Genomic DNA, 14,933 nt, shown 5'->3' with positions numbered 1-14,933 from the left:
GGTTCTTCTTGCTGATATACATAGAAAGAAGGTTGCTAGTTATGGAACTTGAATTTTTGGGGACCAATGCGGGAGTACCCTCACTTCAGCGGAATGTGACGTCGATGGCTCTGCGAATGTTTGAGGAGCGGCGAACGTTTTGGTTATTCGACTGTGGGGAAGCGACGCAGCATCAGATTCTGCGATCTTCATTAAAGCTCAGCAAACTGGAAAAGGTATTTATCACACATTTGCATGGGGATCATATTTTTGGATTACCCGGACTTTTGTCCAGCCGTGCTTATCAAGGTGGTACAACCAAACTAACGGTTTACGGTCCTCCTGAATTAAAACAGTTTGTTGAAGTCAGTTTGACTCTGAGTCAGTCAAGAATCGAATACGAACTTGAAGTCATTGAACATACTGGCGGATTGGTGTATGAGGATCAGGAGATTATGGTTGAATCGCTGCTGCTGGATCACCGAGTGGATAGTTATGGCTACCGCATTGCTGAGAAAGACAAGGCTGGTAGCCTTGATCTCAAGCGGCTTGCCGAGTACGGGCTTAAACCCGGACCTGCATATGGCCAGCTGAAAAGAGGAGAAAGCATCGATCTGGGAAATGGCCAGCTATTGAAGCCCGAAGACGTTTTGGGTACGCCCAAAAAGGGAAGAATCGTAACCATTCTGGGTGATACACGGCCTTGTGATAATGTTTTGACGCTTGCCAGAGATGCGGATCTATTGGTCCATGAAGCCACATTTATGCATGATCTAAAAGAATCGGCTCATAATTATCATCATTGTACGTCGATTCAGGCGGCGGAAGCTGCTCTGAAGGCAGGAGCCAAAGAACTGATCCTTACCCATTTCAGCTCGCGATATAAAGATCTTGAGCATCTTCAGCCACTGCTCGAGGAAGCTAAAACCGTTTTTCCAAATACAAAGCTTGCTGAAGAGCTAGTAATGTTTCCCGTTCAGAGACATGCTTAAGTGATTAGGGTAGAGAACGGGAATTCATCGAGTTGAAAAAAGCTCCCTATGGAGCTTTTTTCTATATTGGAGTAAGCTATAAACATGGATTCCATAGGGGCTTCAGCGGCTGAAGGAAATCGTCTGGCAATTGATTATTTTCCGGGAAAGCGCAGGAAATGACACAAGGTATCAGCTCCAGACTTTTTGAGGCTTAGGAAGCGGATATCTTTGACGAACTGCGGTGAAAAAGAGTCTAAAGCGTCGTAGAAATAGAAAGAGTTGCTTCAATGAGTTGCGGCTTTTCTTCATTTTTCTTAGAATAGAACTTGCGTAATCAATTGAATCCGGATTGTTTTCTGTTTCTATATAGGAAATACTGAGCATAGGTCGGGAAATGCTGAACAGAAAATAGTCCGTAACATACTCTGAATACAGGTATATTGTCTATCTGTCTGAGGAATCGGAAAGAGGCACAGCGATGACACAATACAAAAAAACAAAAGGACTATTGATTGATCTTGACGGTACTCTCTATCATGGGAAAAATCGTATTCCCGGAGCGGATACACTGATACAAGCATTAAAGAAACACAATATTCCTTATATGTTCGTGACGAACAATTCATCCAGAACAGCTGAAGGCGTTGCTACACATTTGAATGAAATGGGGATTCAAGCTTTGCCGGAAGAGGTATGTACATCTTCACTTGCAGCGGCGAAATATATTGCTGAAGAATCTCCAGGAGCTGCTGTGGCTATGCTAGGAGAAGAAGGACTTCGTCTCGCGCTGGTGGATGCGGGATTACATATCGTTGACGAGAATCCGCAATTCGTTGTGCAGGGGATTGACCGTTCATTTACATACGAGACGCTGGCCAATGCGGTCCGCTGGATCCGTGAAGGGGCTGTGTACGTGCTAACGAACCCGGACCTGCTTCTTCCGTCGGATCATGGTTTGGTACCGGGAGCGGGCGCTTTGGCTGCATCGATTCAGGCTGCATCCGGCGTTGAGCCAGTGGTAATCGGTAAGCCTGCCGGCCATCTGATGACTTTTGCTACGGATCGATTAGGCATATCGCCTGCGGAAGCAACGGTTGTAGGCGATAATATGCGCACAGATATTGCAGCCGGAGCTGCTGCCGGTTGTCAGACGATCCTCGTCTTGATCGGACTCACGACAGAGGAGAATTTGGCCGAACAAATCCAGAATGCTGGACTAGAAGCGGATATTATTTGTAAAGACTTGTACGAATTAATAGCAATCGTATGTCCGTCTTCAGAGAACATTTAAATATATTGAAGCCATCATTGCTATATACGAAAGGATTGATGAACAAATGCCGGAATTGCCGGAAATGGAAAATTACCGAAGACTACTTTCGGAGTATATTATAAACCAGCCGATCACACATGTGGTTGTCAACCGAGATAAGTCAATCAATGTACCAGCAGACCAGTTCATTAATGAGCTGACTGGACTGCGTGCTATTTTTGTGGAGAGACGTGGAAAATATCTTGTTTTTCATATGAATAACGGTCGCAGACTCCTGCTGCATCTCATGCTGGGCGGGATGTTGTACTATGGAACAGAGGAAGGCCGTCCGAGCCGGAATACTCAAGTGGAAATTACTTTTGGACAGAATACATTATACTTTATCGGTCTTCGTCTTGGATATCTCCATCTGCTGTCCGCCAAGGAAGTAGAAGAAATCCTAAAGCCGCTTGGGCCAGAATTGTTTGACCGGAGAATGAGCAAGGAGCGTTTTGTGGAGCTGCTGAAAGGGCGACGCGGTGCGATGAAAAGCCTGCTGGTAAATCAGCATGTTATCGCGGGCATTGGCAACTGCTATGCGGATGAGATCGCTTTTGAAGCCGGATTGCTTCCTTCCGTCAAGATACAGGATCTTTCAGAAGAGGCGGTAGGCAGATTATATGACGCGATGCTGAAGGTTTTACCTGATGCGCTGGAGCATGGAGGTTACATGGAGGCTCCCTTTATGGAGGGAGATACTCGGACCGGTGGATATGATGACATGTGCAAAGTTTACGACCGTGAAGGGGAAGGCTGCGTTCGCTGCGGCGGGGTTGTGAACAGAATTGAATTGACAGGACGCAAAGCATTCTTTTGTCCGTCCTGCCAGCATGAACAATAAACGATTGATCGGTTGTCATGTCAGCACCCGCGGAGGCTTTGGGAGAGCAGCCAAGCGGGCATGGGAAATGGGAGCCAGAGCATTTCAATACTTTCCTAAAAATCCGCGCAGTCTGGCATGGAAGGATCTAGATGCCATCGCTGCGGCGGATTGCTTTCGTTTTTGCCGGGAAAAAGGGATGCCAAGCATAGCTCATACACCTTATCCAGTGAATATTGCGGCTGGAGATACACGGGGGAATGAACTGTATCAAGTGACAGTGGCTTCCTTGAAAAATGATCTGATCATTGCCGAGGCCTGCGGATCTGTGGGAATTGTCGTACATTTTGGCCATCTGAAAAGCAATGACCCGTTACAAGGCTATAAAAATATAATACAATGTTTAAATGAAACGTTGGCTGATTGGCAGGGCAATGCGAAAATACTGCTTGAAAATCAAGCAGGTCAACCAGGATCGATGGGAATTACGCTCGAAGAGCTGGTTAATGTCCGCAATTTGGCGAACGAGCCGAAAAAAATTGCCTTTTGTCTGGATACCTGCCATGCTTATGCTTCGGCCACATGGATTCCCGGGCAAACCGATCGTTTGATGGAGCGTGGACGTGAGCTTGGATACTGGGAAGAGCTTGCAGCCTTACATTTGAATGATTCAAGATATCCGTCCGGTTCCGGGAAAGACCGTCATGCCCGGATCGGTGAAGGTTATATCGGGACAGAGGCAATTGTCGAACTGATCTCATTTCCAGAGTTTGAACGCATGCCGCTTATTTTGGAGACGGAGCCTGGTACGGATGGAACGCATCAGGATGAGATTGAGTACTTATACCGCAATTTAGAAGAGGAATGAAGAAATAGAGCTTATTCGAGCTAATGGGAAGAATCGGAGAAAGGGGGAGCGGCTGTGATTCATTTGTATCTGGATGATTACCGGCGTTGTCCGCAAGGATTTGCTTTAGCCAGAAATGCACAGGAATGTCTTTTGATGCTGGAAGAATGTAAGGTGGATATTCTGTCACTGGATTTCGATCTTGGCCCCGGTGAGCCTACCGGCAAAGAGGTTGTACGGGGAATGATTGCCAGGCAGCTGTTCCCGCGGGAAATATATCTGCATACATCCAGCATGTGGGGGAAGAGAGAAATGTACGAGCTTCTCTATCAGTCCGTACCTGAACATGTGAAGCTGCATAACGGTCCGATGCCTCCGGAGGTGCTGGATCGTATTGCTGAGGGGGTGCGGGAATGAGGGAATTGGACGAAAAGAAGCTGCTTGAAGAGTTGTGGAGCAAGGGCAAGCCTTTGGCTGTCTTCCTGCACACTCCTTTTTGTGGAACCTGCAAGGTGGCACGTAGAATGCTTGAAGTTACGGAGCACCTGCTTCCGGAAGGCATCCTTGCAGAAGCGGATGTGAATATGCTGCCTAAGGTGGTGGAGCAGTACAGGATCTCGAGTGTTCCGGCCCTGCTTATCGCAGACCCCAAACGCGTCAGTAAACCTGAAATTGTATATTCCATGGGATCGGTAGAGGACTTGTTAGCTCAAATAAGGGGAGTGCTTTCATGATTTCGATGCGGGATGTGTCTTTGAGAAGAGAAGAGAATCAGATTTTGGATCATGTATCCCTGGAAATCAAAAAGGGAGAAAATTGGGTTATCTTAGGACGGAATGGTTCCGGCAAAACGACGATTCTGGAAATGCTCACAGGATATCTTTTTCCAAGTGAGGGCCGTATCGAGGTGCTGGGAAATATATATGGGGAATGCGATGTCCGTGAAGTCCGTAAGGAGATTGGCTATATCAGCCCCAATCTACTGGAAAAGCTGAATCTGAGTGATCCGGTGTGGGAGGTCGTTGCCACAGGTGCATATGCGTTTTTGCGCTTTTACCAGGAGATTCCAGGCGAGATTAAGGAAAGAGCCCTGAAGCTTCTGGATGAAATGAATCTGGGTAAGCTCTCATATCATCCGCTGGGTACGCTGTCACAAGGTGAACGAAAAAAGGTGATGCTTGCACGAAGCCTGATGAGTGAGCCTAAGCTGCTGATTTTGGACGAGCCCTGTGCGGGACTTGATTTGTATGAGCGCGAAAAGATGCTTGCTGAGGTTGAGCGGCTTGGGGAGCGGGACATCACCGTAGTCTATGTGACTCACCATGTGGAAGAGATTATGCCGTTGTTTACACATACGGCCCTGATCCGCGATGGTAAAATAGCGGGTGCCGGTCCGAAACAAGAAATTTTGAACAATGAAATGATAAAACAAACCTACGATATTCCGGCCCGGATCGAATGGGACGGCGGCCGGCCTTGGATTAAAGTGGTTTCTGGAGGGTAATCCGTTTTGGATGATAAACAGTTAATGAATGAAGAGATGAATATTGAAACATCCCGGTTCATATGCACGGCCAACCATGGCTTTGCACCTTATGCACAGGAGGAGCTGCGCCGGAAGTTCGGCAAGCTCAAAAGTAAAACCATGATATCAGGTGAGGTTTTCCTGGCCACCTTCTTTGAGGATGCGGACAGAGCTGTGGACATGATCGTCACCAATCCTCCGATTTTCCTGCGCCATATCCAGCCGGTTCAGCTGGAGCTGAATGCAGGTACTGAAGAGGCATATACGCATATGGTTCAATATTTGAACCGTCAAGACAAGCTGCATGGCACAAAACTGTCACTGCAAGTACGTAAAGCCGATGACAGCGTACTGGAAGAAAGTGCAGGACAGCTCCGTGATAAGCTGCAGGAGAAGCTCGCCGAATTGAACGCTGAATTTGTCGTGCGCGATGCGGAGTGGGTCATTTCTGTGTTTGCAGCGGAAGACATGTTTTATATTGGCGTGTCGGAACCCGTGAATAATCTGTCTGACTGGAGCGGTGGCGCCATCCGGTTTCAGCGCGAGGACGGTCAAATATCACGTGCCAAGTTCAAGCTTCTGGAGGCAGAACAAAGCTTTGGGATTGATTTTGCTACCTTTGATACGGGCATTGATATTGGCGCGGCGCCTGGAGGCTGGACTTCGTTTTTGCTGGAACGAGGACTGCGCGTAACTGCAGTTGATCCTGCCTTTATGCATGAGTCGCTGCAAGACCATCCTGCATTAAGAATTTTCAAGAAAAATGCTTCCGAAGTGCGTTTCCGTGACAGTGAATTCGATTTGCTAGTTTGTGATATGAGCTGGAGTCCAAAACAGATGGTTAAGCTGGTAACGGAGCTTCTGCCGAGTCTAAGACCAGGTGGCACGGCGGTCGTTACGGTAAAGCTGATGCATAAAAAGCCAATGGCGCTCATTGATGATGTTATTTCATCATTTGAAGATGCCAATATGCAGATCCAACGGGCAAAACAACTCTTTCATAATCGTGACGAAATCACTTTGTATATGATTAAATATTAATGTAGTGAAATTATTTTTTGAGCGATTTAGAGATATGCTATTAAAAAAGTGCTTTACACAGATATTACCATTGCTCTATAATGATACCAAATTAACCAGATGATAAATAAAGGGAAAGCATCCCGGTGTTTGGCTTTACGGATAACCGTAACAGTCATCTCCAGGAGTGCTTTCCTTTTTTTTGTCTTGAAAGTGAGGCGACGAGAATGGATCATCCTTCCAAACTGCTTATCGGACTGACGATTGGGGGGAGATATGAGATTGTCCGGAAGATTGGAGAAGGCGGCATGAGCCATGTGTATCTTGCAGAGGATCTGAAGCTGCCTGGCAAGTTGTGGGCTGTTAAGGAAAGTGTGGTCGATCCGAAACATTACAGCAGCATAAGGGATGAAGCAAAGCTTCTCATTTCTCTTAGTCATGCCAGACTTCCAAGGATTGTGGATTTTTTTTCTCCTGACAATGATGGATATTCGTATCTGGTAATGGATTACATCCAGGGAATTACGCTTGAAAAATATTTTAGCGGTTATAGAGGCAAGATTCCTGTAGATTCCATCCTTCAACTGGCGGACCAGCTGCTGGAGGTGCTCGGTTACTTACATACACATGATCCGGTTATTATTTTCAGAGATTTGAAGCCGTCAAATATTATGCTTACGGAACAGCTGGAGCTAAGACTTATTGATTTTGGGATTGCCCGAAATTACAAGCAGGAGCAGACGCAGGACACGGTTAAGTTGGGGACGATCGGATTTGCGGCTCCCGAGCAATATGGTTCCGGACAAAGCGATGCAAGGTCTGATCTGTATGGCCTGGGAGCTCTGCTGCTTTATCTGTCCACCGCGGGAGCTTATAGTGAGTGGTCGGATAGGGTTGAGAAGTACATTCGTCCCGATCTGCCGCGCAGGCTGATTCCGGTGATACGCAAGCTTCTGCAGCTAGCTCCAGAGAACCGCTATGCGTCGGCAAATGAAGTTCGCAAGGAATTGGCTTCAGCAGTACGACAGAAGACTGTACCGGAAGTGAGACGCGGAAGAGATATCGCCGGAAGAACCAGTACACAGGTGATCGCAGTGATGGGAGCGAGCGGAGGTACAGGTACAACGCACACGGCCATTGCGATTAGTCATTTTCTGGCGCAGAGCCACAGCAAGGTCGCGCTTGTTGAAATGAATGTAAGATCTCCGGCTTTTCGGAGAATTCAGCATATTGTGAATGGGGATCATGTGCCGGGCGGGGGCAGCCGCAAGTTTGAAGTGCAGGGAGTGGACTACTGGAGGCAGACGGCAAGAGCTGATGTCATCACCTTGTTATCAGGGAGCTACAACTATGTTGTGATCGATTTGGGAACTTACCGCGAGCGAGAGCGTTTGGAAGAGTTCCTTAGGGCAGATATTTCCGTAATTGTTGCATCAGGTGCGGAATGGCGTCAGCAGGATGTGATGGATATGGTCCACAGTCTGTCGAGATATCCACAGCAGAAGTGGATGTATTTTCTGCCGCTTGCCCCAACGGATGCTGTCCAAAGGCTGCGCAGGCAGCTAAACACATCTCAGGTATTTTCACTTCCGCTGCATATGGACCCTTTTGATCAAAGTGAGGAAATGGATCGTGCGCTAAACCGTATTTTTCAAGGCGTATTGACAGGGGTCGAGCGAAGAAGGAGATTCAGGTTCGGACTCAGCTGATTCGTGTGAGAGAGGAGAATGAAAAGGTACATGTCCAAGCTGAGACAGCGAACAAAACAAATGCTCTATGCCGGACTGGCGGGTGCCGCTGTAATGGGTGTTATATTTGCAGGCTATGCCGTGTTCAGCAGTGTGCAGCATCATGCCAGGGAAAACAGAATCAAGCAGGATTTTGAGCAGCAGATTACGAGGCTGGAGCAGGCGCAGTTGGATGAGGAAAAAAAGATGGCATCCAGTTGGGGACTCGCTAGAGATATTAATGCGGGTGAAGTCATTTCAGCAAAGGATCTTGTGCAGGTTAAGCTGCCCCAGGGAGCGGCTCCGGTCAATCTAGTTCAAAGCAGTGACGTGAGTGGAATAAAGATCGCCAAGATTGATTTGAAAAAAGGTACTGCATTAACGATTGCAATGATTTATGAACAGGAGCCTTTGCTGGCTGATCTCAGGAACAGGGAATTACAGGCGATAGCATTGCCTTCCAATTTGCGTGAGCATGACGTAGTAGATGTGCGTGTCCAGTTTCCTACAGGACAGGACTACATCGTTTTATCCAAGAAGAAAATCGACAAGCTGATCAGTCCGGCGATGTGGATTACGATGACGGAGCAGGAAATTCTGTCATTATCCAGCGCTATGGTTGACGCTTATCTGCACGATGCCAAGCTGTACGCTGTTACTTATGTTGAACCGGAAATGCAGGATAAAGCTATACCGACGTATCCTGTTAATAAAGAGGTACTGAAGCTGATTGACAGTGATCCGAATATTGTAAAGAAAGCGGAACAAAAGCTGTCTGAAGCTGTACGTGTTTCCCTTGAAAAAGACTTGACGGCAGCATCAGACTCCCGAAAAGCAAGCCAGAGCTTTGCGGATTCAGAGTTTGCTCCAACGTATCAAAGCGGAGGGACAAGCTCGGGACATCGCTCGGAGTCCACTAGTTCAGGATTTACTTTTGAAGATTTAAAACCAGAAGACGATTCAACAACTCGTGGTAATGAAACAGAAGATAAAATTAAAACGGCCAATCCGGTACCTGCTACTTCTGATAAGGATACTTTTTCCTGGGGGGAGGCTCAGGACAATAAGCTGCTTGAACAAAGTATGAACGAAAATCAGACCGAGACAGAGCTTCCCTCTACTCAGCCATGATCAGGATACAAACATAATCGATCCAAAGTAAAAGTGGAAAGGAGCAGGATGGGGTTTGAACACATGGATTTTTGCCGGCTTATGTGACAAGAGCGAGATCTTGATGTATTTATGCAAAATGCTGGTCTCCAGCAATTACAGTGTGCTGTTGGTGGATGCGACGGAAAAAAGAAAATATCCATTTTATATCGGGCAGCTTGATGAGCAGCTGTCAATTACGGAATTTGCAGGATTTGATGTTGCATGCGGATTTGATGATGTGGTCAGCCTTGACGCTCATTTACAGATCACGAGCAGCAGCTTGGATAACTATGACTATGTTATCTATGATCTGGAGCATCCGGATTTTTGTACACCGAGAGTATGGAGAGAGGCTTCTGCGTTAGTTTGGGTTACTGATTATGAGATCTGGACGCTGGAAAAGGGAAGCATGTGGCTGCATGAAGCTGTTAAACGCAACTTTGCTGAAGGTACGGAGCCAGAAATGTTTAAACTGATCGTCCGAGCAGTGGATGAGTGGTATGCTACCTCCTACCTCGACGGATATTTTAATCACCTGCCGGTATGTTGGAAAGAGGAGCCGATTGTTATCCCATGGAATGAGCTTGATTTGTCACTAAAGCTGCGGAATGAGCACACAAAAAGAGTCCAGATGAAGCCGCTGACCAGGGGATTTAAAAGAAATCTGTGCCAACTGGTTCAAATGATTACCGAATGGGATCAAAAAAAGATCAATCGCGCACTGCGGGTTGCGGAGAGGAGAAAAGCATGAGCAAGATCGTCTTTTGGAGTCCCCTTCAAGGAGGCAGCGGAAATTCCGCACATGCATCTGCGGCTGCCATAAGTATAGGGATGGAATATCGCTTGAAGCTGCTGTTAGCACATGGAGGCAAGGCGAAGGAGAGGGTGGAAGGAGCTTTTCAAACGGGGGCTTACACATTGGATCATTCATTGATTTCCTTTCAGGATCATGGCATGGACGCGCTCGAGAGACTTTGCCTGAACCGCAGATTAACCCGTGACAATATAAGGGATTACACACTGCCAATGCTTCCTGAAAGACTGGACTTGGTCCAAGGAAATGCAAAATCGGAAGGAACGATGCCCGGGTACCGGAAGGAGCTCCTGCAGTCCATATGTGCTGTTGCAAACCAGAGTTATGATCTTGTTTTGGCAGACGCAGGATGCGGTATTCCGAAGGATGGAAGCGGTGACCAAGCGCTGCTGGAAACAGCCGATCTAATCGTAGTTAGTCTGAATCAGTGTATTGAGGGTTTGGATTTGTTCTTTAAGGACGGTGGCCGTCCACCGGTGATAAATGAAAAACCGTACATTTTGGTGCTGGGCCGGTATGATAAGTACTCCCATTGTACGCTGAATAACGTGAAAAGGAGGTTTGGCTACAAAGGAGCGATTCATGGGATTCCATACACAACGGATTTCTTGGATGCATGGAATATGCGAAGTGTCCTGCCGTTTTTGCAGCGCAGCCGTAATCTGAACAACCGGCAGCCTTCGGCAGCATTCCTGGAGAGTATCCGATCATTGAACAAGGACATATTAACTCAGCTGGATATGACCACCGCACTGAAGCTGGTGGAAAGGGGGGCATAAATGATCTCCGGAATGAACATGAACATTCTGCTGATCGCGGTAATTGTTCTTTTTACAGGTTTGCTCGTCTATGTGAAATGGTTGGATTATCGTCGCCCTGCCTTGAGCGCAAATATCGCAGCCGGACAATATTCGGTAGAGATAATGACAGAGTTCGTGAAGGAAACGCTGCATGAACTGACACACAGCCAACTAACCGATCTGGGACTTCATGAGGAGGAGTACAAGCGGAGGCTGAATAAGCGGAGTGAGCTTCGCAAGGCATTAAAGGAGTGTATCTCAGGTGACCTGCATGAGAAGCAGTACGTCAAACAGTTCATAGCGGATCTGCTCGTCAGGAGTTTTGGTTTAACGGAGGAGCATATTAATGATGTCATTCCATTTGAAGATATTGGACGCTTAACAACGCAGGATCAGTTTGAAATTATTTTTTACTTATACCAGAAGCAACATGGACAGGAAGCATTGTCGCAGCTATTTGAAAATTATGGATTAGCAGATCCGCGCATCATAGACGGATATGGGGAACAACCCGTATACGCGGTTACGGCTGAGGATATTGAGCAAATTTTCATAACGGAGTTAGGCTATGGAAGCTTAACCTTTATCGAGAAATTGGATATTGTCGTGCAGCGGATTTATCAGCAATATAAGGGTTTTTCAGTGGTAGACGATCTGCGGGACCAGCGCATCGATGGAATCAGCGGAGGTGTTAATGGCATTCTAACAGATGATGGAATACCGGATACATATGGAAATCATAAATACTCGCTGCCGTTATTGTACGAGGATGAATATCACAAGCCTTTTTCCGCATCCGAGAGCGTTTGGGTTTTTTATAAAGGGAAATCGGTACACATGGCTTTTCTATCTTTCGGTTCGGAGCTGGAGCTTAAGCGAGTCTGTCAAAACATTTATAAGTACAACCATCCTGGGCAGCTGTCTGAATCCAATGGTTATAAGGTCAATGAAATGAAGGACGGCTCACGTGTCGTTGTTGTCCGACCGCCGTTTGCTGAATCCTGGGCTTTTTTTGTACGCAAGTTTGATATTCCGAATGCCTCCCTACAGCAGCTGGTGACCGGGGAGAACGCCGAGCTTCCGATTGAACTGCTTAGCTACCTGATGAAAGGAAGCCGAATTACGGCCATAACCGGTGCACAGGGTTCGGGTAAAACAACGCTGCTCATGGCAATGGTAGAGCATATCGACCCCACATTTACTCTACGTGTTCAGGAAATGGCCTTTGAGCTCCATTTGCGTAAAATTTACAGCCGGAGAAACATTCTGTCTTTTCGAGAAACAGAACGGATATCGGGCCAAGAGGGATTGGATTTGCAAAAGAAAACGGACGGAACGGTCAATATCCTGGGTGAAGTTGCGAGTGATGAGGTCGCTGCATGGATGATTCAAATGTCTCAGGTAGCCAGCTTGTTCACTATATTCACTCACCATGCCAAGACATTTCGTGACCTCGTATATTCGCTGCGGAATTCACTGCTGAAGACCGGTGTGTTCCACAATGAGCATATCGCTGAGGAACAGGTAATACAGGTTATTAACTTTGATATCCATATGAAAAGGGATGGGGATGGCAGACGGTACATTGAAAGGATTACAGAGTGCATTCCTGTAGAGAACAATCCTTTTTTGGAGAGGAAGATGCATGGAGAGGGCACTATCGAGCAATTGCTGGGCGAACTCCTGGAGCTTCAATACGAGGCAAGGCAGAAAGCGCAGCGATATACCTCCCGTAATATTGTGGAGTATCGGGACGGGAAATATGTCGCAGCTGAACCGATTTCCGGCGGGAATGCCGTTGAAATGGCAGAACAGATGGGGATCGAGGACGCGAATAAATTCCGTGAGTTTTTGAATCATCATTGGGGCAGTCCATATGAATATTAAAGCGATCCTGCTCGTTGTCCTGATGTCATCACTGATTCTTTTTGGAATATCTTTTGCTTTTCTGTCTTGGTCCAAGAGTAGACAAAAGCATACTGCTCAAACGTATTTCCATGGAAAGTCGCTGTTCAAAAATATCAGTTTGATGGAGCGCTGGAATCATTTTTTACAAAAATCTTACATGATCATGTCTAAAATTCCTGGGCTGTCTGCTTACATACAAAGAGTCAGAAAAAGAATATCGGGTGTTCACGCATACGATGAATTCAGATTGAGACGTGAAACAACTAAGATCACTTTGGTTGTTTTAGGCATTTTAGCATCATCTGCACTGATTCTTTTCATGCTTAATCCTAGCGTAAGCTTCCTTCTGCTGGTCCTGCTTACAGCAGTGATCATTAACAGTCTGCTAATCGATATGTACGTTAACCGCATGGAGAAAAAGCTGTTGATGCAGATGATCGACTTGTTCTCTGAAGTAAGGCATAGATATCAGCAGCATGAAATGATCGATGAAGCAATATATGAAGCGGCAGAATCTGCAGGTTATGAGGCGTCGGTCCATACACGCAAAATATACGAGGCTTTAAATGCGAAAGATCCATCCGAAGAGCTTGAGAAATTCTATGAGACGGCACCTAATCGCTTTCTGAAGGCCTTTGCGGGTATTTCTTTTATGATTATGGAGTTTGGTGACAAGGTCAAAGAGCAGGGCTCGATCTATTTGCAGGGGCTAAGCGGTCTGACCAAGGAAATTCATTTGGAGATTTTACGCCGGGATAAGCTGGATTATCTTTTGAAGGGTTTGAATGTCATAGCGCTTGCTCCCGTATTTTTTACGAAGCCGATTGAGCGGTGGGCCCGCAGCAGTTTTCCGGCTATGGATGAGTTTTATACAAGCAAGTTGGGTTATATCACGAAAATTGTAATTTTTATCGTCATTATATTGTCCTTTGTTTTGCTTCAGCGGTTACAACAGGACAATGAGACAACATATCGCTGGAGTGATAAGAAAAAAACATGGGAGCAGTTTTTTTCTTCCTTTTCAGTTATAAGGCTCACAGCTTCCTTTATGGCACCTAAGCCGGCGACTCCGGCATATGCCCAAATGATACGGTTGCTTAAGGAGAGCAGTACACATTTGAGATATGAATGGTTCTATATCCGCAGAATTATGTTTTTTATTTTGTCCTTTGTGGTGACCATGACGATCATGATGGTTTTGCATCAAACAGCCAAAAGCCACATCTTACATGCTCCTGTAGGCGGGAACACCTTTTTCGGACAAGTCTCCAGCGATCAAAGAGATGCAGGTCATCAACTTAGTGATCAGGATCTGAGGGTGATGAAGGAGGTTGGTATGTCATCTTCTGCTAGTTATGACGAAATCGCCAGTAGGGTCAATGGAAAGCAAAATATCAACTCCAGTAAGGATACGCTTGTCAATTCAACGAATCGAATCCTATCCAAATTGAAGGCTTACAATCAGGAATATCTAAAGTGGTGGGAGATTCTGACTGCTCTTTTGATAGGATGGGCCGGATATCAATTTCCGCTATGGCTGCTCTATTTTCAGCGGAAAATACGTTATATGGATATGAGACATGAGGTCTACCAGTTCCAGACGGTGATTTCCATGCTCCGGGAGATGGACAGGATATCGGTCGAAGAAATACTGGAGTGGATGAACCGATTTGCGAATATTTTTAAAATACCAATCCAGCGATGTGTGCTGCATTATGATCATGGTGCGGAAATGGCGCTAACTCAACTGAAGGAAGAGGTTCGGTTGATAGAATTCCAAAGAATTGTGGACAAGCTGCTTCTCTGTGTTGAGAAGATCCCAATTGCCCAGGCATTTGACGATCTTGAGAATGAGATGTCGTTTTACTTCGAACAGCGCAAACAGGAATACGAGAAAATGATTGATACGAAGGCAGGTTTGGGAAAAATGTTTGGCTTTGCACCCATGTATGCGCTTATTTTTATGTATCTGGTTGTACCGCTTATTGTCATAAGCTTCATGCAGATGAATGTGTACTATGAACAAATTCAAAAAATATAAGGAGTTGCTGTCTA

General features: G+C 46.2%; 14 protein-coding genes. All 14 read left to right on the top strand.

Annotation, left to right across the window (positions count from 1 at the left end):
• Positions 1–41 precede the first annotated feature (41 nt).
• The 14 genes from rnz (at position 42) to E6W40_RS13570 (ending at position 14,919) form a co-directional block, all read left to right on the top strand.
• A complete protein-coding gene (rnz, locus tag E6W40_RS13635) occupies positions 42–971 on the top strand; it encodes a ribonuclease Z (protein WP_136605950.1) in 930 nt (309 codons plus the stop codon).
• Positions 972–1,431: 460 nt separating this feature from the next.
• Positions 1,432–2,244, top strand: a complete 813-nt coding sequence (locus tag E6W40_RS13630) for a TIGR01457 family HAD-type hydrolase (protein WP_136605949.1) — start codon at positions 1,432–1,434, stop codon at positions 2,242–2,244.
• Positions 2,245–2,290: 46 nt separating this feature from the next.
• Positions 2,291–3,106, top strand: a complete 816-nt coding sequence (locus E6W40_RS13625) for an Fpg/Nei family DNA glycosylase (protein ID WP_136605948.1) — start codon at positions 2,291–2,293, stop codon at positions 3,104–3,106.
• Positions 3,096–3,953 (top strand): deoxyribonuclease IV, encoded by an 858-nt coding sequence (locus E6W40_RS13620; RefSeq protein ID WP_136605947.1) that lies wholly within the window; start codon positions 3,096–3,098, stop codon positions 3,951–3,953. The genes E6W40_RS13625 and E6W40_RS13620 overlap by 11 nt, the downstream gene beginning before the upstream one ends.
• 54 nt (positions 3,954–4,007) lie before the next feature.
• Positions 4,008–4,349, top strand: a complete 342-nt coding sequence (locus E6W40_RS13615; protein WP_136605946.1) for a cyclic-phosphate processing receiver domain-containing protein — start codon at positions 4,008–4,010, stop codon at positions 4,347–4,349.
• Entirely contained in the window at positions 4,346–4,666 is a 321-nt protein-coding gene (locus E6W40_RS13610; protein WP_136605945.1) for a thioredoxin family protein, read from the top strand. The genes E6W40_RS13615 and E6W40_RS13610 overlap by 4 nt, the downstream gene beginning before the upstream one ends.
• Positions 4,663–5,436: an ABC transporter ATP-binding protein gene (locus E6W40_RS13605; RefSeq protein WP_136605944.1), complete on the top strand. Its 774-nt coding sequence runs from the start codon at positions 4,663–4,665 to the stop codon at positions 5,434–5,436. The genes E6W40_RS13610 and E6W40_RS13605 overlap by 4 nt, the downstream gene beginning before the upstream one ends.
• A gap of 24 nt (positions 5,437–5,460) precedes the next feature.
• Complete coding sequence (locus E6W40_RS13600) at positions 5,461–6,498, top strand: 23S rRNA (cytidine(2498)-2'-O)-methyltransferase RlmM (RefSeq protein ID WP_136606990.1); 1,038 nt, start codon at positions 5,461–5,463, stop codon at positions 6,496–6,498.
• 206 nt (positions 6,499–6,704) lie between these two features.
• Positions 6,705–8,186, top strand: coding sequence for a protein kinase domain-containing protein (locus E6W40_RS13595; RefSeq protein ID WP_136605943.1), 1,482 nt, complete (start codon positions 6,705–6,707; stop codon positions 8,184–8,186).
• Between the two features lie 30 nt (positions 8,187–8,216).
• Positions 8,217–9,335: an SAF domain-containing protein gene (locus E6W40_RS13590; RefSeq protein ID WP_168928923.1), complete on the top strand. Its 1,119-nt coding sequence runs from the start codon at positions 8,217–8,219 to the stop codon at positions 9,333–9,335.
• Positions 9,336–9,390: 55 nt separating this feature from the next.
• Complete coding sequence (locus tag E6W40_RS13585; protein WP_136605941.1) at positions 9,391–10,107, top strand: hypothetical protein; 717 nt, start codon at positions 9,391–9,393, stop codon at positions 10,105–10,107.
• Complete coding sequence (locus E6W40_RS13580; protein WP_136605940.1) at positions 10,104–10,949, top strand: hypothetical protein; 846 nt, start codon at positions 10,104–10,106, stop codon at positions 10,947–10,949. The genes E6W40_RS13585 and E6W40_RS13580 overlap by 4 nt, the downstream gene beginning before the upstream one ends.
• The gene (locus E6W40_RS13575) at positions 10,950–12,857 is read left to right on the top strand and encodes a P-loop NTPase family protein (RefSeq protein ID WP_136605939.1); all 1,908 of its coding nucleotides are present in this window, start codon (positions 10,950–10,952) and stop codon (positions 12,855–12,857) included.
• Positions 12,847–14,919 carry a hypothetical protein gene (locus E6W40_RS13570; RefSeq protein ID WP_136605938.1) on the top strand — a complete coding sequence of 691 codons (2,073 nt, stop codon included), beginning with the start codon at positions 12,847–12,849 and terminating at the stop codon, positions 14,917–14,919. The genes E6W40_RS13575 and E6W40_RS13570 overlap by 11 nt, the downstream gene beginning before the upstream one ends.
• The last annotated feature ends 14 nt before the right edge of the window (positions 14,920–14,933 follow it).

The organism is Paenibacillus dokdonensis (genome assembly GCF_004916975.1).
Classification (GTDB): domain Bacteria; phylum Bacillota; class Bacilli; order Paenibacillales; family Paenibacillaceae; genus Paenibacillus_AQ; species Paenibacillus_AQ dokdonensis.
Note: the sequence above shows the minus strand (reverse complement) of the source record. Positions and strands in the feature narration are given on the sequence as shown.